This window comes from Arthrobacter sp. A2-55 (assembly GCF_025548615.1).
Taxonomy (GTDB): domain Bacteria; phylum Actinomycetota; class Actinomycetes; order Actinomycetales; family Micrococcaceae; genus Specibacter; species Specibacter silviterrae.
The window spans coordinates 11306-29768 of record NZ_JAJLOZ010000011.1 but is presented as its reverse complement, the minus strand read 5'-3'; the positions used below and the strand labels follow the sequence as shown (position 1 = coordinate 29768).

The 18463-nt window shown below is 67.6% G+C and carries 18 protein-coding genes; 8 read left to right on the top strand and 10 right to left on the bottom strand.

Annotation, left to right across the window (positions count from 1 at the left end; translation table 11 throughout):
* Positions 1 to 2 precede the first annotated feature (2 nt).
* Complete coding sequence (locus LPN03_RS05085; RefSeq protein ID WP_262453365.1) at positions 3 to 1679, top strand: FAD-binding oxidoreductase; 1677 nt, start codon at positions 3 to 5, stop codon at positions 1677 to 1679.
* Positions 1676 to 2509 (top strand): SDR family oxidoreductase, encoded by an 834-nt coding sequence (locus tag LPN03_RS05080; protein ID WP_262453364.1) that lies wholly within the window; start codon positions 1676 to 1678, stop codon positions 2507 to 2509. The genes LPN03_RS05085 and LPN03_RS05080 overlap by 4 nt, the downstream gene beginning before the upstream one ends.
* Before the next feature lie 6 nt (positions 2510 to 2515).
* On the opposite strand, the gene LPN03_RS05075 is transcribed toward LPN03_RS05080, so the two are convergent.
* The 6 genes from LPN03_RS05075 to paaA all read right to left on the bottom strand — a co-directional run bounded on the left by LPN03_RS05075 (position 2516) and on the right by paaA (position 7468).
* Entirely contained in the window at positions 2516 to 3298 is a 783-nt protein-coding gene (locus LPN03_RS05075) for an enoyl-CoA hydratase/isomerase family protein (RefSeq protein WP_262453363.1), read from the bottom strand.
* Between the two features lie 175 nt (positions 3299 to 3473).
* Positions 3474 to 4685, bottom strand: a complete 1212-nt coding sequence (gene paaE, locus LPN03_RS05070) for a 1,2-phenylacetyl-CoA epoxidase subunit PaaE (RefSeq protein ID WP_165182048.1) — start codon at positions 4683 to 4685, stop codon at positions 3474 to 3476.
* Positions 4685 to 5245: a 1,2-phenylacetyl-CoA epoxidase subunit PaaD gene (paaD, locus tag LPN03_RS05065; protein WP_262453362.1), complete on the bottom strand. Its 561-nt coding sequence runs from the start codon at positions 5243 to 5245 to the stop codon at positions 4685 to 4687. The genes paaE and paaD overlap by 1 nt, the downstream gene beginning before the upstream one ends.
* A complete protein-coding gene (paaC, locus tag LPN03_RS05060; RefSeq protein WP_262453392.1) occupies positions 5242 to 6096 on the bottom strand; it encodes a 1,2-phenylacetyl-CoA epoxidase subunit PaaC in 855 nt (284 codons plus the stop codon). The genes paaD and paaC overlap by 4 nt, the downstream gene beginning before the upstream one ends.
* A gap of 8 nt (positions 6097 to 6104) precedes the next feature.
* Positions 6105 to 6437 (bottom strand): 1,2-phenylacetyl-CoA epoxidase subunit PaaB, encoded by a 333-nt coding sequence (paaB, locus tag LPN03_RS05055; protein WP_262453361.1) that lies wholly within the window; start codon positions 6435 to 6437, stop codon positions 6105 to 6107.
* 2 nt (positions 6438 to 6439) lie between these two features.
* A complete protein-coding gene (paaA, locus tag LPN03_RS05050) occupies positions 6440 to 7468 on the bottom strand; it encodes a 1,2-phenylacetyl-CoA epoxidase subunit PaaA (protein ID WP_262453360.1) in 1029 nt (342 codons plus the stop codon).
* Between the two features lie 159 nt (positions 7469 to 7627).
* Here paaA and paaI point away from each other — a divergent pair, with 159 nt between their 5' ends.
* The 6 genes from paaI (at position 7628) to LPN03_RS05020 (ending at position 13197) form a co-directional block, all read left to right on the top strand.
* Complete coding sequence (paaI, locus tag LPN03_RS05045; protein WP_262453359.1) at positions 7628 to 8065, top strand: hydroxyphenylacetyl-CoA thioesterase PaaI; 438 nt, start codon at positions 7628 to 7630, stop codon at positions 8063 to 8065.
* A gap of 14 nt (positions 8066 to 8079) precedes the next feature.
* Positions 8080 to 9414, top strand: a complete 1335-nt coding sequence (gene paaK / locus LPN03_RS05040) for a phenylacetate--CoA ligase PaaK (RefSeq protein WP_262453358.1) — start codon at positions 8080 to 8082, stop codon at positions 9412 to 9414.
* 35 nt (positions 9415 to 9449) lie between these two features.
* Positions 9450 to 10064: a TetR/AcrR family transcriptional regulator gene (locus LPN03_RS05035; RefSeq protein ID WP_165182042.1), complete on the top strand. Its 615-nt coding sequence runs from the start codon at positions 9450 to 9452 to the stop codon at positions 10062 to 10064.
* 126 nt (positions 10065 to 10190) lie between these two features.
* On the top strand, positions 10191 to 11174 hold the full coding sequence (locus LPN03_RS05030) for a 13E12 repeat family protein (protein ID WP_262453357.1): 984 nt from the start codon (positions 10191 to 10193) through the stop codon (positions 11172 to 11174).
* Positions 11175 to 11671: 497 nt separating this feature from the next.
* On the top strand, positions 11672 to 12334 hold the full coding sequence (locus tag LPN03_RS05025) for an HNH endonuclease signature motif containing protein (RefSeq protein ID WP_262453356.1): 663 nt from the start codon (positions 11672 to 11674) through the stop codon (positions 12332 to 12334).
* A gap of 98 nt (positions 12335 to 12432) precedes the next feature.
* Entirely contained in the window at positions 12433 to 13197 is a 765-nt protein-coding gene (locus tag LPN03_RS05020) for a DUF427 domain-containing protein (protein WP_165182040.1), read from the top strand.
* A 133-nt stretch (positions 13198 to 13330) separates the two neighbouring features.
* On the opposite strand, the gene paaZ is transcribed toward LPN03_RS05020, so the two are convergent.
* The 4 genes from paaZ to LPN03_RS05000 are packed head-to-tail and all read right to left on the bottom strand — an operon-like array spanning position 13331 to position 18413.
* Positions 13331 to 15472, bottom strand: a complete 2142-nt coding sequence (gene paaZ, locus LPN03_RS05015) for a phenylacetic acid degradation bifunctional protein PaaZ (protein WP_410468561.1) — start codon at positions 15470 to 15472, stop codon at positions 13331 to 13333.
* Between the two features lie 30 nt (positions 15473 to 15502).
* The gene (locus LPN03_RS05010; protein ID WP_262453354.1) at positions 15503 to 16393 is read right to left on the bottom strand and encodes a 3-hydroxyacyl-CoA dehydrogenase family protein; all 891 of its coding nucleotides are present in this window, start codon (positions 16391 to 16393) and stop codon (positions 15503 to 15505) included.
* Positions 16390 to 17187, bottom strand: a complete 798-nt coding sequence (locus LPN03_RS05005; protein ID WP_262453353.1) for an enoyl-CoA hydratase/isomerase family protein — start codon at positions 17185 to 17187, stop codon at positions 16390 to 16392. Before LPN03_RS05005 ends, LPN03_RS05010 begins: the two co-directional genes overlap by 4 nt.
* A complete protein-coding gene (locus LPN03_RS05000) occupies positions 17184 to 18413 on the bottom strand; it encodes a thiolase family protein (RefSeq protein ID WP_262453352.1) in 1230 nt (409 codons plus the stop codon). The genes LPN03_RS05005 and LPN03_RS05000 overlap by 4 nt, the downstream gene beginning before the upstream one ends.
* Positions 18414 to 18463: the final 50 nt, after the last annotated feature.

Sequence of the window (18463 nt, the reverse complement as noted above, 5' to 3'; positions counted from 1 at the left end):
TCATGGTGACCCACCTCACAGAGGAAATCCCCCAGTCGGTCTGGTACGGCTGGGGCGACCCTTCCCGCGCCCGGCCGCTGAGCGCCTCCGCCCTCGAGTTCCTGCGCCGCACGCTGGGGCTGGCAAGCGTCGAGGCCAATCACCCGCCCACGGCCCTCGCCGATGTCCGACTGTCCGCACCCGCACTGGATGAATCCGTGCTGGCGGAATTGCGCGACATTGTGGGGCCCGGGCACGTGTCGACGGAGGCGGCGGAACGCATCCTCCACGCTGGCGGCAAGAGCACCCAGGACCTGCTGCGGCGCCGCAGCGGGGATGCCCTCGGCGCCCCGGACGCCGTCGTCTACCCGGGCGGCAGCGAGGAAGTGGGCGCCGTCCTGGCCCTGTGCGTGAAGCGCAAAGTGGCGGTGGTGCCATTTGGCGGCGGGACCTCCGTGGTGGGCGGGGTGGAACCGCTGCGCGGGCAGTTTTCCGGCACCCTCACCCTGGACCTGCGGCGCCTGGACCGGCTGCTCCACGTGGACCCGGCCTCCCGCACCGCCACCTTCGAGGCCGGGATCCGCGGCCCGGCCATCGAGGCCGCGCTGGCCCCGCACGGCTTCACGCTGGGGCACTTTCCGCAAAGCCACCAGGAGGCCACGCTGGGCGGCTACGTGGCCACGCGGTCCGCCGGACAGGCCTCCACCGGCTACGGACGCCTGGACCAGCTGGTCAAGGCCGCCCACCTCGAAACGCCCGCGGGCCCGTTCGACGCCGGCTCCCTGGCGCCGGGATCGGCCGCCGGGCCCAAACTGCTCGACGTGGTGCTGGGCAGCGAAGGCACACTGGGTGTGATTACGCAGGCCACCGTCAAGGTGGTCCCCGCACCGCAGGCCAAGGTGTACGGCGCATGGTCCTTCCCCACCTTTGAGGCAGGGGCGGAGGCCCTGCGCAAGCTCCGGCAGGACGGCGCCCGGGGCGACATGCCGCAGGTGTGCCGGCTCAGCGATACGGATGAAACTGCGTCGACCTGCAGGCTGGGCGGGGCGAAGACCGGCGCACTGTCCCGCTGCCTCGCCGTCCGCGGCCAGAAGACGCCGGCGCTGGCACTGTTTGTGTGGGAAGGTGATGCGGGCCGGGCACGCGCCCGCAAGCGGCGCAGTGCCCGGATCCTGCGGCAGGCCGGCGGCATTGCCCTGGGGCCGCTGCCCGGGAAGTCATGGGAACACGGGCGGTTCAGCGGGCCGTACCTGCGCGACGAGCTGCTGACCCGGGGCGTCTACGTGGAGACGCTGGAGACTGCCGCCACCTGGGGGCGCCTCGAAAACACTTACCGCAGCGTTCGGGGTGCCATCCTCGGCGCGCTCCAGGCCAGGGGCGCCGCCGCGTACGTCCAGACGCACATCTCGCACGTCTATTCCGACGGCGCCTCCCTCTACTTCACCTTCCTCGCCGGGCTGGAGGAGGACGGGCTGGCCCAAAACGCCCGCGTCAAGGCGGCGGCCAGCAACGCCATCGTTGCCGCGGGCGCCACCATCACCCACCACCACGCCGTCGGCCTGGACCACGCACCCTACCTCCGCGCTGAAATCGGGGACCTGGGCGTCCAGGTGCTGCGCAGCATCAAGGACACCCTGGACCCCGAAGGCATCATGAACCCCGGCAAGCTCATCCCCTCTCCGTCGTCAGGAACCCCATGACCGAGACCCTCGCATCCCTCGCTGGAACCACCGTCCTCATCACCGGCGCCGCCATGGGCATGGGGAAGATGTACGCCCAGCTCGCCGTAGCGGACCGTGCCGCCCATGTGGTGCTGTGGGACATCAACGGTGAACTGCTGGAGGCGGCCGCGGCGGAGCTTGCCGGCCGCGGCTCCGAGATCCACTCATATGTGGTGGATGTGGGCAAGCTTGAGGCGATCGAGGCTGCCGCAGAAAGAGTGCGCACGGAAGTCGGCACGCCGGACATCCTCATCAACAACGCCGGAATAGTGCGGGGCAAGTACTTCTGGGAACACGACCAGCGTGCGGACATTGCCGCCACGATGGCCATCAACACGCTGGCCCTGATGCACATCACCCGCGAGTTCCTGCCCGCCATGATCGCGGGCGGGCGGCCCTCGCGCATAGTCAACGTGGCCTCCGCCGCAGGGCTGCTCGCCAACCCGCGCATGAGTGTCTACTCGTCCTCCAAGTGGGCCGTGATCGGCTGGAGCGATTCGCTCCGGCTGGAACTGGCGCAGACCGGCCACCGCCACATCAGGGTGACCACCTTCTGCCCGTCCTACATCAAGACCGGCATGTTTGAAGGCGCCCGCGGGCCGCTGCTGACCCCGCTCTTGGAGCCTGCGGACGTGACGAAGCGCGTGTGGCAGGCCATGAAGGAGGGCACTCCCATCCTCATGATGCCGTGGACCGTCAAGCTGAGCACGGCCCTGCGCGGCGTGCTGCCCCTGGCCGCCTGGGACCTGGTGGCCGGGCGCGCCTTCGGCGTCTACAAGTCCATGGAGCACTTCACGGGACGGAAGTAGGGGCGGCTACTTCCCGGTGAAGCCCGGCTTGCGCTTGGCAGTGAAGGCGGCGAAACCTTCGGCGTAGTCTGCTGTTTTGGACAGTTCGGCCTGCGCCGCATTTTCAAGCACGACGGCGTCCCACAGTCCCAGCCTGCGGTCGCGGATTTGTGCCACGAGGGTTTTGCTGGCAATGAATGCCCGGGTGGGCCCGCCGGCCGCCTTGGCCGCCGCCGCCCGGGTGAATTCCAGCAGTTCCTCCGCCGGCTTCGCCCGGCTGAACAGCCCGGACGCCACCGCCTCGGCACCGCTGATGAGCTCGGCCGTGTAGATCAGGTCCAGCGCGCGGTGGGTGCCGAGCCTTTCGGTGAACAGCCAGTGGCCGCCGGAATCCAGCGTGGCGCCAAGGTTCGCAAAGGGCGATCCGATCTTTGCGTTCTCTGCCACGTACACCACGTCCGTGGCAACCAGCAGGCCCAGCCCCACCCCCAGGCAGGCGCCGTGCGCGGCGGCAAACGTGGGGGCGGGGAATGCTGCCATCTTCTTCATGAGCGGGGCCAGGAGCCCGTCGAGGTAGCCGCTGACGTCATCGGTGGCTGCCTCCACGCCTGCAATGTCGCGCCCGGCGCAAAACGCCCGGCCCTCACCCCTCAGGAGCAGCGCCCGCACGGCGCCTGTTGCTGCGCCTTCCGCCGCCTCGTCATAGGCAGCCGACAGCTCCCCCAGCGCGGCCTCGTTGAGCGAGTTCAGCTTCTCCGGCGCGTTCAGGACAATCTCGGCCACTCCGCCGGCAATGGAAAGCTCAATCACGGTTGCTCCTCGGTTGGTGGCGATGATTCCTCGTTGTCGGCGGCGGCCCGGCGGTTTGCCGGCGCTTAGACACGACCGGAGGTGGCGCTCCGTTCGCAGAGCTCACTTCGCGCCACGCCGGCCGCGATGCGCGCCTACACAAACCGCCGGCTCCGCCGCCCGCGGCGCGGGGCCGTCAGCCGTCGTAGTCAACGGTGACCTCGGGGGTGGTGGGGCGAGACTGGCAGGTGAGGACGTAGCCGTTGGCGACTTCGTCGGGCTCGAGGGCGTAGTTTTCCTCCATGTCCACCGTGCCGCTCACCAGCTTGGCCCGGCAGGTGCCGCAGACGCCGCCGGCACAGGCGAAGGGAACGTCGGGGCGTACGCGCAGGGCGGCGTTGAGGATGGATTCGCGGGCGTGGGTGGGGCTGAGGATGTCCGCCGTGAGGCCGTCGAGGGTGAAGGTGATCTTGTACGTTTCCTCGGATTCATCCACCAGGACCGGCCGGCCGGCCTGGCCTTCGGGCCGGTCGGGGCGGCCCGTGGTGAACAGTTCAAAGCGGACCCTGTCGCGGGGCACGCCGCGCGCTTCCAGCACGTCCCGGCACAGCTGCACCAGTTCGAAGGGCCCGCACAGGAACCATTCGTCGACGTCGTCGGCGTGGATGGCGGTGCCCAGCAGTGCCTGAAGCTTCTCCGCGTCGAGGCGCCCGCTCATCAGGGGGGCAATGCGCTGTTCGCGGGAGAGCACGTGGTGCAGGGCGAAGCGCTGCGGGTACCTGTCCTTCAGGTCCGCCAGTTCCTCCAGGAACATGACGTCCATGGTGGCCTTGTTGGCGTAGACCAGGTCGAAGCGGGTGTCCGGGTTGCCGCGCAAAAGGGACTTGGCCAGGGCCATGACGGGCGTGATGCCGGAGCCGGCCGCAATGGCCACGTACGTTCCGGCCGTGGGCGCCAGGGTTTCCGGGTGGTTCATGCTGTTGAGCACATTGGAGACGCCCGCCTCTGACCCCGCCCGGCTGCCATGCTTGGAGATGAACGCGCCCATGGGGCTCATGACGTCCATGACCGCGCCGGCAGCCAGGGACGCGTTGGCCCAGGTGGAGAATTCACCGCCAATGTCGCGCTTGATGGCCACGCGCACTTCGGAGCTGCCGTCCTCAAATTGCTCGGGCACGGCGCAGATGGAGTAGCTGCGGCGCACCTCGCGGTCCACGCCGTCGGGGCCGGGCATCTGCACGCGCAGGGCCACATACTGGCCCGGCAGGTAGTCGTACCAGCCGGCCAGCTTGGCTGGCACGTCAAAGGCGACCTCGATGGCGTCGTCCGTGAGCCTGCGGACGGCCTTGACCGTCAACGCGTGGAAGGAGGCCCGGCGCCGGGCGGTGGCGTCTGCGGGAACTGTCATTAGAGCACCTTGAAGTAGTCAAACGGTTCCTTGCAGTCCTGGCAGACGTACAGCGCCTTGCAGGAGGTGGAGCCGAAGCGGGTAAGTTCGCGGGTGTTGAGCGATTGGCATTGCGGGCACTTGACCTGGAGGGCCAGCCGGACGGGGCCGCTGTGGCCGCCGGCGCGCGAGTGCCCGCTGGGCGGGGCAATGCCGTATGCCTCCAGCTTGGCCCGGCCCGTTTCGCTCATCCAGTCGGTGGTCCACGCCGGGGACAGCACCATGAGCACGTCAACCTTTGCGTAGCCTTCCCGGCTGAATTCTGCCGTCAGGTCGTCGCGGATGGCCTCCATGGCGGGGCAGCCGGAATAGGTGGGCGTGATGGTGACCTGCACGGCAGGCTTGGGTGCGCTAAGCTGCGGGGCAGCGTCACCCGGGGCCCCGGCGTCGTACACCTCAACGCTGCGCAGGATGCCCAGGTCGGCGATGGTCAGGACGGGGATTTCGGGGTCGCATACCCGAGCGGCAACCTCCCAGGCCTGCTGCTGCGCCGTCCTTGTTTCGGTCTGCACGGCACTCACCAGCTGGCCCCGGGGAATTCGCGCGCCAGCACCTGCATCTCCGCCAGGATGAAGCCCAGGTATTCGGAGTGGCGGCCGTGGCGGCCCCCGCCCGTGGCCATGGGGTGGCCCGACACGTCCAGCCCGGCCTCGGCCAGGACTGCGCCGGTGCCCCGGTCAAATTCTTCCTTCAACGATGACGGCACGACGCCGGCGTCCCCGACTTTGGCGGTCAGCGGATCGTCCTCGAAGAGCTCGCCGACAAACGGCCACATGAGCTTCAGCCCCTCATCCATGCGGCGCCGGGACTCCTCCGTGCCACCGGCCAGGCGCAGCACCCACTGGGTGCTGTGGTCCAGGTGGTAGTCAACTTCCTTGACCGCCTTGGCGGCGATGGCTGCCAGCATGGGGTCGCTGGACTTGGCCAGTTCACGGTACAGCGGGAACTGGTAGCTGGCTGCAATGAACTGCCGGGCAATGGTGGCGGCAAAATCGCCGTTGGGCTGCTCAAAAAGGTGCGCGGAGCGGAATTCGGGTTCGCGGCGAAAATAGGCAAGATCGTCCTCGGACTTGCCCCAGGCGCTGCCCGCATACGTGAGGAAGGAGCGGGCGTGGCCCAGCTGGTCCAGGGCGATGTTGCCCAGGGCCACGTCCTCCTCAAGCTCCGGCGCACGGGAGATCCAGTGGCCCAGGCGCTGGGCCAGGATCAGGGCGTCGTCGCCCAGGCGCAGCGCATACTCGGCCACGTCCGCGCCGGGCCTGGCCGTGCCTTGCTTGGCCGCGAGCGCAATGTCCTCGGGGCGCAGGGCAAAGCCGGGCGTGATGCGCGTGGCGGAGGCGGAGGAATCCCCGAGAGAGGCCCCTCCGTGCATGTCGGCCGTCACAGGTGCTTCACCCCTTCGCTCTTCGTGTAATACGTGGCGTGGCGGTAGTCCTTGCCCTGGGGCGATTCAAAGAAGGCCCCCTTGGAGTCCGGGTCGGAGGCGGCGATGGCGTCCGAGGGAACCACCCAGATGGACACACCCTCGTTGCGGCGGGTGTAGAGGTCGCGGGCGTTGCGCAGCGCCATGGAGGCGTCCGGGGCATGGAGGGATCCGGCGTGGACGTGGCTGAGCCCGCGGCTGGAACGGACAAAGACTTCCCACAGGGGCCAGCGGTGGGCACCTGCCCCGGCAGCCGCCGTCGTGCCTTCAGTTGGGGTTGCTTCACTCATGGTCAGGCTGCTGCTTTCTGTTCGGCGGCCTGCTTGGCCAGCTGCTTGTCGTGGTAGGCGGCGGCCGCCTCGCGGACCCAGGCGCCGTCCTCATGGGCGGAGCGGCGGCGTTCCAGGCGCTGGGCGTTGCACGGGCCCCGGCCGGCCAGCACCTCCTTGAATTCCTCCCAGTCCAGGGGGCCGTATTCCCACTTTTTGGTGTCCTCGTTGAAGCGGATCTCACTGTCCGGCAGGGTCAGGCCCAGGACCTTGACCTGCTCGGCCAGCATGCCCACGAAGCGGGAGCGGAGCTCGTCATTGCTGAAGCGCTTGATGTTCCAGGCCATGGACTGCCTGGAGTTGGGCGAATCGTCATCCGGCGGGCCGAACATCATCAGCGACGGGGCATACCAGCGGTTCACGGCATCCTGCGCCATGGCCTTTTGCTCCGGCGTGCCGTGGGCCAGTTCCAGCAGGATCTCGAAGCCCTGGCGCTGGTGGAAGGACTCCTCCTTGCACACGCGCACCATGGCCCGGCCGTACGGGCCGTAGGAGGCGCGGCACAGCGGCACCTGGTTGCAGATTGCGGCGCCGTCCACCATCCAGCCGATGGCGCCCATGTCCGCCCAGGTCACGGTGGGGTAGTTGAAGATGGAGGAATAGCGGGCCTTGCCGGCCACCAGGGCGTCCATCATGTCATCGCGCGTGGTGCCGAGCGTTTCCGCGGCGGAGTAGAGGTACAGCCCGTGGCCGGCCTCGTCCTGGACCTTGGCCATGAGGATTGATTTGCGCTTCAGGCTCGGGGCCCGGGTGATCCAGTTGGCCTCCGGCTGCATGCCGATGATTTCCGAGTGGGCGTGCTGGGAGATTTGGCGCACCAGTGAGCGGCGGTAGGCCTCCGGCATCCAGTCCTTGGGCTCCACCCGGGAGTCCTTGGCAATGATGGCGTCAAAGTTCGCCTGGCCCGCGGCGTCATTCGAGGCTGGGGCGTCCGGTGCATTGGGTGCGTTGGTGGGGGCGGGCTGGCCCGCCGGCTGCACGATCCGTGCCATGGAAACTCCTCTAGTGTGGTGCCATCATTATTTACCGACCGTTCGTTCAGAATATAGTGTGACGGGCGCCTCGTCAATCACACCGGGCCCGGATTGACAGAACGGGTGCGGAGGGTATTACCTAATGAACATTCGGTAAGAAAAAGTGAGGAGCAACACATGGCGTCCAGCGAGGCCGGGGCCCAGCACCCGATCCTGTCGAACGACTACGCGTCCGAGTGGCTGGGCATTGAGGTCCTCGGGTTCGGCGACGGCCACGCCACCATTGCCATGACGCTGCGGCCGGAGATGATGAACGGCTTTGGCATCACGCACGGCGGCATGATTTTTGCCTTCGCCGACTCCGCCTTTGCCCTGGCCTGCAACTCCGCCCAGGGTGACAGCAGCCACGTGACGGTGGCGTCCGGCGTCGACGTCAATTTCCTGGCGCCAACGCGCGCCGGCCAGCGGATCACCGCCGTCGCCAACCGCCGCCAGCAGCAGGGCCGCAGCGGGCTGTATGACGTGCAGGTCACTGCCGAAAACGGCGGCTCCCCCACCGTGGTGGCCGAATTCCGCGGGCGCAGCCGGACCATTCCCAATAGACACACGAATTGAAAGGTCCGTCATCGATGACCGACACCACCAAGACCGACCCCTCGCAGCTGGATGCAGCGGAACTCATGGGCCGCGAGGAGCTGGAGTCCCTCCAACTCAGCCGGCTTCAGCACACCCTGGCCTACGCCTACGACCGGGTGCCCATGTACAAGCGCAAGTTTGACGAGGCCGGCGTCCACCCCTCCGATCTCCGTGAACTGCCTGACCTCGCCAAGTTTCCGTACACCACCAAGGAAGATCTCCGGCTGGAGTACCCGTTTGGCATGTTCGCCGTGCCGCAGAGCGAGGTGGTGCGCATCCACGCCAGCTCCGGCACCACGGGCCGGCCCACGGTGGTGGGGTACACCCAAAACGACCTCAATGTTTGGGCGTCCCTGGTGGCCCGGTCCATGCGGGCTTCCGGCGTGCGGCCCGGCATGAAGGTCCACAACGCCTACGGCTACGGGCTGTTCACGGGCGGCCTGGGCGCGCACTACGGCGCGGAGGCGCTGGGCACCACCGTGATTCCCATGTCCGGCGGGCAGACGGAAAAGCAGATCCAGCTGATCCTGGACTTTGAGCCGGACGCCATCATGTGCACCCCCACCTACCTGCTGACCATCATGGACGCGATGACCCACCGGGGAATCGACCCGCGCAGCACTTCGCTGAAATTTGCCGTCTGCGGCGCCGAACCGTGGACCGAGGAAATGCGGCACGAGCTGGAAGTCGGCATGGACCTGGACGCCTGCGACATTTACGGGCTGTCCGAGGTCATGGGGCCTGGCGTGGCCGGCGAATCGGTGGAAACCAAGGACGGCAACCACATCTGGGAGGACCACTTCCGCCCGGAAATCATCGACCCCTTCGACCACACCACTGTCCTGCCCGACGGTCACAAGGGCGAGCTCGTGTTCACCTCCCTCACCAAGGAGGCGCTGCCGATCATCCGCTACCGCACCAAGGACCTCTCCAGCCTGCTGCCCGGCACGGCCCGGCCCTCCATGCGCCGCATGTCCCGCATTTCCGGGCGCAGCGACGACATGATCATCCTGCGCGGCGTGAACATGTTCCCCTCCCAGATCGAGGAAATCGCCCTGCGCATTCCGGCGCTTAGCCCGCATTTTCAGCTGGAACTGACCCGCACAGGCCGGATGGATGAGATGACGATCCACATTGAGCCGCGTGAAAACACCACCCCCTCGGACCGTGCGGCCGCCGCCGCCGAACTGAAGTCCCAAATCAAGATCCATGTGGGGTCCTCCTGCGTGATCGACGTGGTTGAACCCGGCTCGTTGGAACGCTCCAACGGCAAGCTCCGCCGGATCTACGACAACCGCCCCAAGGCCGGGCCCAGGGCAGGTGATTGAGCCCCAGCCGAAGTCCCCGTGAGAAACTAGGAACCATGCCCAACTCCGCCCCTGCCACCGCCACGTCCTCCTCGAAGCGCGGCCGCCCCGGCTACGACCAGCAGTCAGTGCTCCGGATTGCCGTGGATGTGTTCAACAAACATGGCTATGACGCCACGTCGATGGGCTTGCTGGCGGAGCACCTGGGCATCTCCAAGTCCGCCATTTACCACCATGTCCCGTCCAAGGAGGAACTGCTGCGGCTGGCCTTGGAGGAGGCCATGGGCGGCCTGGAGGGCGTCCTGAAGCTCGACGGCGCCATGTCCGGCCCGCCCGACTCCCGCCTTGAGTTTGTGCTCCGGGGGACCATCGGGGTGCTGGTGGACCGGCTTCCCTTTGTGACCCTGCTGCTGCGCCTGCGCGGCAACACCGAGATGGAACGCGACGCCCTGGCCCGGCGCCGCGTTTTCGACCGCACCATCACGGGGCTGGTCGCCACTGCCCAGCTGGAAGGCTCCTTGCGCACCGACATCGCCCCCGGCACCATCACACGGCTGCTGTTTGGCACCATCAACTCCATCGTGGAGTGGTACAAGCCCGGGGGCCCGCTCTCGGCTGAAAAGCTGGCCGACGACGTCATCACCATGTCCTTCCAAGGGCTGCACAAGTAGCCGTCTGCGGCGGCGAACCGGCGATTTTTCGGGGATCATCCCTCCACAGGTGGAGCAGGTTGTGGAGTTTTCCACATATTCGAATTTCTCTCGAACAGTGTCAGTGCTTCCGCGTAGTGTGGAGGCATGGAAGCAACGGCAAGGACGCCGGGAGAGCCCGGTTCCGCACAGCATGGGAGCGCGGCTGGTGAACACATTCACCAGCTTTTGGGCCTTGCCAACGCCCTAGTGCGGGCCGCCTCAGCAGCACAGGCACCGTCTTCACCGCTTGTTGCTTCGCCGCCTGTTTCCCCACCCCTCATTTCCTCGCCCTTGGGGCTTGAGCTTGGGACCCTCACGGATGCCGAGGCCGTCGCCTGGGCCCAACAGCTGGAGCAGCTCAACCGGCACCTGCAAGGCCTCCTGGTCCAGGCCGCCGGGGAGTTGTCGAACCGCATGGATGACGGCCGTTACGAAGAATCCGGATCCCGGACCCCCGGCGAATTCCTGAGCGATTCCCTCAGGCTCAGCCGCGCCGAATCTGCCCGCCGCCTCCGGCTGGCCAGTCGTTTCCTGCCCACCACCGACGCCCTCACGAAGGTCACGGCGGAGGCCACTCAGCCGGTGCTGGGCTCGGCCTTGTTCTCCGGGCGGGTTTCAGCTGAACAGGCCGTCATGATTTCCGGTTTTGTTGATGCGGCGTCACGCCTTGCCGCTGAGGGGACCGTTCCCGAAAACAAGGTGCGCGAACTGGAACAAAATCTCACCGGGCATGCGGATGTTGAGCCGCCTGAATTCCTCCGCCGCCTGGGCGCGCATGCCATGGCACTCCTTGACCCGGACGGGCAAAAGCCGTCCGAGTCGGAGCTCTTGGCCAAGCAGGGCATCTTCTTCCGCCGTCAATGGCGCGGAATGGTCCGCATCGACGGGCATTTAACCATCCGCCAGTATGAGCACCTCATGGCTGGCATCGGTTGGGCCACGAGTCCCAGGGTGAAAGATGTCGAGGGGCAGATGCCGAACAGGCGGATGACAAACGGGCGAATGACAAACGGGCGAATGACGATGAGGCGGGCTTGGAACAGCAAGCCAATCCGGCCGGGCCCGGTCCGGACCAGCTGGAGTTCTTGACAGAACTGCTGAACGTGGGCCGTGCCGGGCAGACCACGCAATCCCCGCGGACACAGCAGGCACCTCAAGAACAGCAATCCCCGCCACCACAGCAATCTCCATCAGTACCGCAGGAACCTCAAGCACAGCAATCCCCACCAGTCCTCCTGGATCCGAGGCAGCCCTTGTGGACGCCGTCCACAGGGGACGACGGCAGCACCTGGATTAAGCCGCCTTCTGTCGCCATCAGCCCATGGGCATCGCCCGGTTGGCCTCAGCCACTGGTAGCCCAAGACCTTCCGGCCCCGCCTCCGGGAGCCCCACCGCATGCCATCCCGCCCCGCTTTTTCGGCGACAAGTGGTTCTGGATCCCGGACCTCCTCGACTGCGGCCCTGGCAACGGCTGGGCCAGGCCATCCCAGGCCGCCGAAGTCCCCTGGACCTTGGGGCCCGCACCGGACTGGCCACCGCAGCCTGAAGGTGACGGCGCAGAGCCGTGGCCGCGCCTGGTTGACGGCGTGTTGGTGCCCGAGCCCGGCTCCGACGCGGAGCTGGAGGGGCTCAACCCCATCGACCCCAAAAGCACCGACCCGGCCGTCCAGGACAGGCGCACCCGGGGCCAAAGACTTCTCGACGGGCTGATCAATTGCGTCCGCTTGGCCGCCCGCACTGACAAGCTGCCCCTGAACGGTGGGCTGAAGTCCCAGCTCTACCTCTCCACAAGCCAGGAAGACCTCGACCAACAGGCTGCTGCCGGCACGGTCCTTGTGCCGTACAGCGGCAGGGTCCCCCTGGCCCTGTTCGAGGAAGACTTATGCGATGCCGACGTCACCCAACTTTTGCGCGACAGCAACGGCGGCATTTTGGATGTTGGCCGCACGCAGCGGCTGTTCACCTTCGCACAACGAAAGATCCTGGCCGCCCGGGACATGGGCTGCGCCTATCCGGACTGCATGGCGCCGCCGCAGTGGGCGGAAGCCCATCACATCCGCCCCTGGAAGGACGGTGGGGCGACAAGCGTGGACAATGGCGTCCTCTGCTGCAGCCTTCACCACCACTATCTCCACGAGCGTGGCTGGACCGTCAGGCTCGTCGGTGGCACCGCCTGGTTCACCCCGCCCTACTGTGACGACATCACGCGAACGGAGCGACGCAACACATACCACCGCGGCATGTCGTGACTCAGGCCCCGGGCGGTGGACGCCGGTCGGGGGGCGCCGGGGACGGTACCCGCGGCAACTGGATTGACGGCCAGCCCGGCACGGCGCACGCTGGAGGCATGGCCACCAAGATATCAGCCTCACTCTGGGCACTCCTGCCGGAGCTTCGCTACGAACCCACCGCCAAACACATCCGCGCACTGCTGGGCGGGGTCCCCGTGCTGGACACCCGCAGCGCCGTGGTGCTTTGGGAACCACGGCGGGTGGTGCCGTGCTACGCGGTGCCGGCGAACGACGTCGTGGGTGTCCTGAGCCCTGCCCCGCCCACGCCGCCGTCACCGGATCTGCCCCCTGTACTGCACCCCGGCATTCCCTTTGGCCAGCACAGCGCCCCGGGAACGGCACTGGACGTCTCGTCCGGCGGACAGACCGCGGCGGGAGGCGCATTTGAGCTGGACGACCCGGACCTCGCCGGCTACGTGGCATTTGACCCCACTGCATTCAGCTGGCTGGAGGAGGACGACTCCGTGCAGGCCCACCCGCGCGACCCCTTCCACCGCATCGACATCCGGCACAGCACCCGGCACGTGAGGGTCAGCAGCGGCGGCGTGGCGCTGGCTGAATCCACCACACCGGCCCTCGTGTTTGAGACAGGCATGGCGGAGCGGATTTATGTGCCGCCGTCGGACGTGAACTGGGACCAGCTGATCCCCACCGATTCCGTAACGCTGTGTCCCTACAAGGGGGTGGCCAGCTACTGGCGGCTGGCGGGCGGGTCCGGGGAGGATGTGGCCTGGAGCTACCAGAAGCCGTTGCCACCCGCCGCGGAAATCGCCGGCTACGTCTGCTTCTATGACCACCTCGTGGACGTCACGGAGCTATAGACAGACGCGTGTAATCCCGACAGTGGCGGAGCCGGCATTTTTTGTAGGTGACGTAAAGGAGACGCCAAAGGCCGCCCGCGGCCGACGCGTCGGATAGTCACCGGAAAAATGCCGGGCCGCCACAGGGTCTTGCCTACTTGTACAGCGTGTCCTCTTTCTCCACGAGCGTCAGCACGTCGTAAGTGGCCACGATCTCGCCGTTTTGATTGTGCAGGATCGCGTCCCAGCAGACCTCGCCATATTCGTCGGTGACGCGGGGGGTGATTTTCTTGGCCGTCAGGGTCACGCGGATCGAGTCGCCGGCCGCCACGGGTGTGATGAAGCGCAGGTTTTCCAGCCCGTAGTTGGCCAGCACGGGGCCCGGCGCGGGTTCCACGAACAGCCCGGCCGCCCAGGACACCAGCAGGTAGCCGTGGGCCACGATGCCCGGGAAAAACGGATTCTTTTCTGCGGCAACCGCATCCGTGTGGGCGTAAAAGGTGTCGCCCGTGGTGTCGGCGAACGCCGTGATGTCCTCCAGCGTGACCTGCCGCAGCCCGGAGGCGAATGCGTCGCCAATGTGCAGCTCGGCCAGGGATTTGCGGAACGGATGGACGGCACCGGCCACGGCACCGAACTCCGGATCGCCGGCAGCCACCCGGTCAGCTCCCGTGTGCCACACACCTGTCACGGCCGTGAGCATGTTGGGCGAGCCCTGGATGGCGGTGCGCTGCATGTGGTGCTTGACGGAGCGGATGCCGCCCAGTTCCTCGCCGCCGCCGGCACGCCCCGGCCCGCCGTGCACCAGGTGGGGCACGGGCGAGCCGTGGCCGGTTGACGTGCGGGCGTCCTCGCGGTTAAGGACCAGTACGCGGCCGTGGTGGGCTGCAATGCCTGTGACCAATTGCCGGGCGACCTCAGGATCGTTGGTGCACACGGTGGCAACGAGGGACCCGGCCCCCATTGCAGCGAGCCGGACGGCCTCGGTGACGTCGACACCCTGCTCTGCGCCGCCGTCGTGCGTGTCATAGCCCAGCACGCTGGTGACTGGGCCAAAGGCCTCCAGGGTGTGGACGGCCGGGGACTCGGGGTCGGCCCAGCCCAGGACCACGGGGGACATGAATGCACCGTCAGCGACAGCGGCCACGGACCCGTCCGCGAGGGTCACCCGGGGTGCGTCCAGGGTGCCGAAGGCGAGTTCGCCGCCGGCCGCGAGCATGGTCTCGACGGCGGAGCGGACGTCCGCCAGCTGCTCCAGCGAGGCGAGGGCCCCCATGGTCACGCCGGCGGCGCGGGGATCGCCCACCACCACACGCTCGGTGATCCGCGAGCCAATCGCGTCAATGACCGCCTGGCGCAGCTCATTGGGGACGATGGTGCGCCGGATGGACGTGCACTTCTGCCCGGCCTTGACCGTCATTTCGGTGACCACGGACTTGACGAAGGCATCGAATTCCGGCGTGCCGGGGACGGCGTCGGGGCCCAGGATGGCGGCGTTGAGCGAATCGGTCTCGGAGGTGAAGCGGACGCCGCCATGGGCCACATTGGGGTGGTTCTTCAGCAGGTTGGCGGTGCTGGCGGAGCCGGTGAAGGAGACCATGTCCCGGTAGTCCAGACGGTCCAGCAGGTCCCGGGCGGAGCCGGAAATCAGCTGCAGGGAGCCGGCGGGCAGGATCCCGGATTCAACGATGGCGCGCACCGCCGCCTCCGCCAGGTAGCCGCTGGGGGTGGCCGGCTTGACGATGGTGGGCACGCCGGCAATGAAGGCGGGGGCGAACTTTTCCAGCATGCCCCAGACAGGGAAGTTGAAGGCGTTGATCTGCACGGCCACCCCGGGGATGCGGGTGTAGATGTGCTCGCCGATGAAGGAGCCGTCCTTGCTGAGCACCTCCACCGGCCCGTCCACAATGACGTTGGCGTTCGGCAGTTCACGCCGGCCCTTGGAGGAGAACGTGAACAGCACGCCAATGCCGCCGTCGATGTCCACCATGGAGTCGATCTTCGTGGCGCCGGTCCGGGCGGAAATTGCGTAAAGGTCCTCGCGGCGGCCGTTGAGGAACTGCGCCAGCTCGCGCAGCTTCAGGGCCCGCTCGTGGATGGTCAGCCCGCCCAGCGAGGCCTGCCCCACGGTCCTGCCGTGTTCGACGGCGGCGGCCAGGTCCAGCCCTTCGGCCGAAACCCGGGCGAGGACCTCCCCCGTGCTGGCGTCGCGCGCATCGGTGCCCCCGGCGCCGTCGTCCGGAGTCCACCAGGCATCCTGGATGTAGCTCGGAACCGTTTCAATAGCTGTCTTCATGTCCATCCGTTTCCCTCGAATCCGCGGGGCCTATGCCCAGTTGAAAAATCCCTTGCCGGTTTTGCGGCCCAGCTCGCCGCGGGCCACCTTGTCCCGGAGCAGCTGCGGCGGTGCAAAGCGCTCCCCCAGCGTTTCCGCCAGGTATTCGGCAATTTCCAGCCGCACGTCCAGGCCCACAACATCGGTGGTGCGCAACGGGCCAGTGGCGTGTTTGTAGCCAAGCACCATGGCGTTGTCGATGTCCTCGGCACTCGCCACGCCCTCCTCCACCATGCGGATGGCCTCCAGCGCCAGCATCACGCCCAGGCGGGACGAGGCGAACCCCGGTGCGTCGTTAACCACGACGGCGGTCTTGCCGAGCGCTTCCACCCAGCCTTTCGCCGTGGTCACCAGGGCGGGGCTGGTCTGCTTGGCAATGACAACCTCGATCAGCGTGGAAGCCGGGACCGGGTTGAAGAAGTGCAGGCCGATGAAGTTTCCGGGCCGTTCCAGCTCGGCGCCTAGCCCGCTCATGGAAAGCGATGAGGTGTTGGACGCCAGGAACGCCGTGGGCGCCAGGTGCTTTTCCACGTTTTGCAGGGAGGCCACCTTCAGCTCCCAGATTTCCGGGACGGCCTCCACAACCAGCGCGCAGGCGGCAAAGTCGGCATAGTCGGTGGACACTGAAAGCCGGTCCAGGAACGCCTCCGCGCTGCCGACCAGGCCGCGCTCCACGGATTTTGCCACGGAGGCTTCCACGCGGGTACGGGCGCCTGCGGCAGCGTCGCCGTCGCGCTCCACCACCAGCACTTCGCAGCCGGCCATCAGGAAGGCGTGGGCAATGCCGGCGCCCATGCGCCCGCCGCCCAGGACCCCCACAAAGTGAGGGAGGGTTGGGGAAAACACGCCGGAAGGTGAGGGAGCGTCGGGGGTGGGGGTCATTTCTTCCTCTTGTCCAAAAATGCCTGCATACGGGCGAATTTGGCGGGCGACTCAAAGAGTTCCGCCTGCTCGCGGTTGTCTATGTCGGGATGGGCTTCGCGCGGGGCGTGGAACACGCGTTTGGTGGCCTGCACGGCCAAAGGGTCCTGCAGCCCGATCCGGTCCGCCAGTGCGTGGGCGGCCGGCAGCAGTTCGGCGGATTCCACGAGTTCGGTGACCAGCCCCACGGCCAGGCAGCCCTCCCCGGTGAGGATGCGCCCGGCCAGCAGCATCTGCTTGGCCACGGGCTCGCCCACCAGTTCCTTCAGCCGCCACGTGGCACCGGCCGCCGCCATGATGCCCAGCGATGTTTCGGGTTGGCCCATGCGCAGCGCGCGGGTGCCGATGCGGAAGTCGGCGGCGTAGGCCAGCTCGGCGCCGCCGCCCAGTGCATACCCGTCCAGGGCCGCGATGACGGGCATGGGGAGCTTGGCGATTCGGTCGAACAGGCCGGAGTTGATGCCAGCCAGGGCGTCGTCGCGGCGGCGTTCGCGCAGTTCGGCAATGTCCGCCCCGGAGGCGAAGATCCCCTTGGTCCCGGCGGCCTCGTCGCCCGGTATCCCGGACAGGACCAGCACTTTGGGATGGGCCTCCAGGTGGGTGCAGACAGCGTGCAGCTCGGCCACCATCTGCGCGTCAATGGCGTTTCGCACCGCTGGCCGGTTGAGCTGGACAGCCACGCGGTCTTCCGCCTCGGTGACCAAAAGCGTGGCAAACGCGGCGGGATCGAGGAGGGGCTCGGCGTCGTGCGTCATGACAGGCCTTCCACCAGCAGCGCGGCACCCTGGCCCACGCCCACGCACATGGTGGCCAGGCCCAGTCCGCCGGGGGCTTCGCGTTCCAGCCGTCCCAACAGGGTGATGACAATGCGGGAGCCGGAGGAGCCCAGCGGGTGGCCGAGGGCGATGGCGCCGCCGTCGTTGTTGACGGTGCCGGTGTCCAGCCCCAGCTCGCGCATGCAGGCCAGCGACTGGGAGGCGAACGCCTCGTTGAGTTCGACGGCGGCCAGCTGGCTGATTCCCGTGCCCTGCCGCTCGAGGACCTTGCGGGTTGCCGCGACGGGCCCCATGCCCATGATTTCCGGGGCCAGGCCGGCTGAGGCGCCGTCGATGATGCGGGCGCGCGGGGTGAGGCCGTACTTTTGGATGGCAGCTTCGGAGGCGACGATGATGGCGGAGGCGCCGTCGTTGAGGCTGGAGGCATTGCCCGCCGTGACCACGGTACCTCCCTTGACCACGGGGCGCAGCCCGGCCAGCACGTCGGCGGTGGTGCCGGGGCGCGGGCCCTCGTCGGTGTCGACCACGGTGTCGCCCTTGCGGCCGCGGACCGTCACGGGCACAATTTCGTCCCGGAACCGGCCGGCCGCAATGGCCGCCAGTGCCAGCTCGTGGGAGCGGACAGCAAAGGCGTCGCAGTCCTCGCGGGAGGTCCCGTACACGCGGGCCACTTCCTCGGCTGTTTCCGACATGGAGAACGTCATCTTGCCGTCGCGGGACAGCTCCCCGGAAAGGAAGTTGGGGTTGCTGAAGCGCCAGCCGATGGAGGTGTCAAAGGTGGCGCCGGGCTTGGCGAACGCCTTCTCCGGCTTGGCCATGACCCAGGGCGCCCGGGACATCGATTCGACGCCGCCGGCCACCACAATGTCCGCCGCCCCTGCCTTGACCATGTGGCTGGCCATCGTGATGGCGCTCATGCCGGAGGCGCACAGCCGGTTGACGGTGATGCCTGGGACGGTGTCGGGAAAGCCGGCCAGCAGCCAGGCCATGCGGGCCACGTTGCGGTTTTCCTCGCCGGCGCCGTTGGCGTTGCCGAAAATGACCTCGTCGACGTCGGCCGGGTCGATTCCGGTCCGGGTGATGAGTTCCTTGATGGTCAGGGCGGCGAGGTCGTCGGGCCGGACGGCGGCGAGGGCGCCACCGTAGCGGCCCACGGGCGTCCGGACGCCGTCCACCAAAAATGCCTGTGGTGATGCTGTGGCCATGAAAGTACCCTTCGAACGTGCTCTGCGGCGTGGCAATTGCTTCCGCCAGG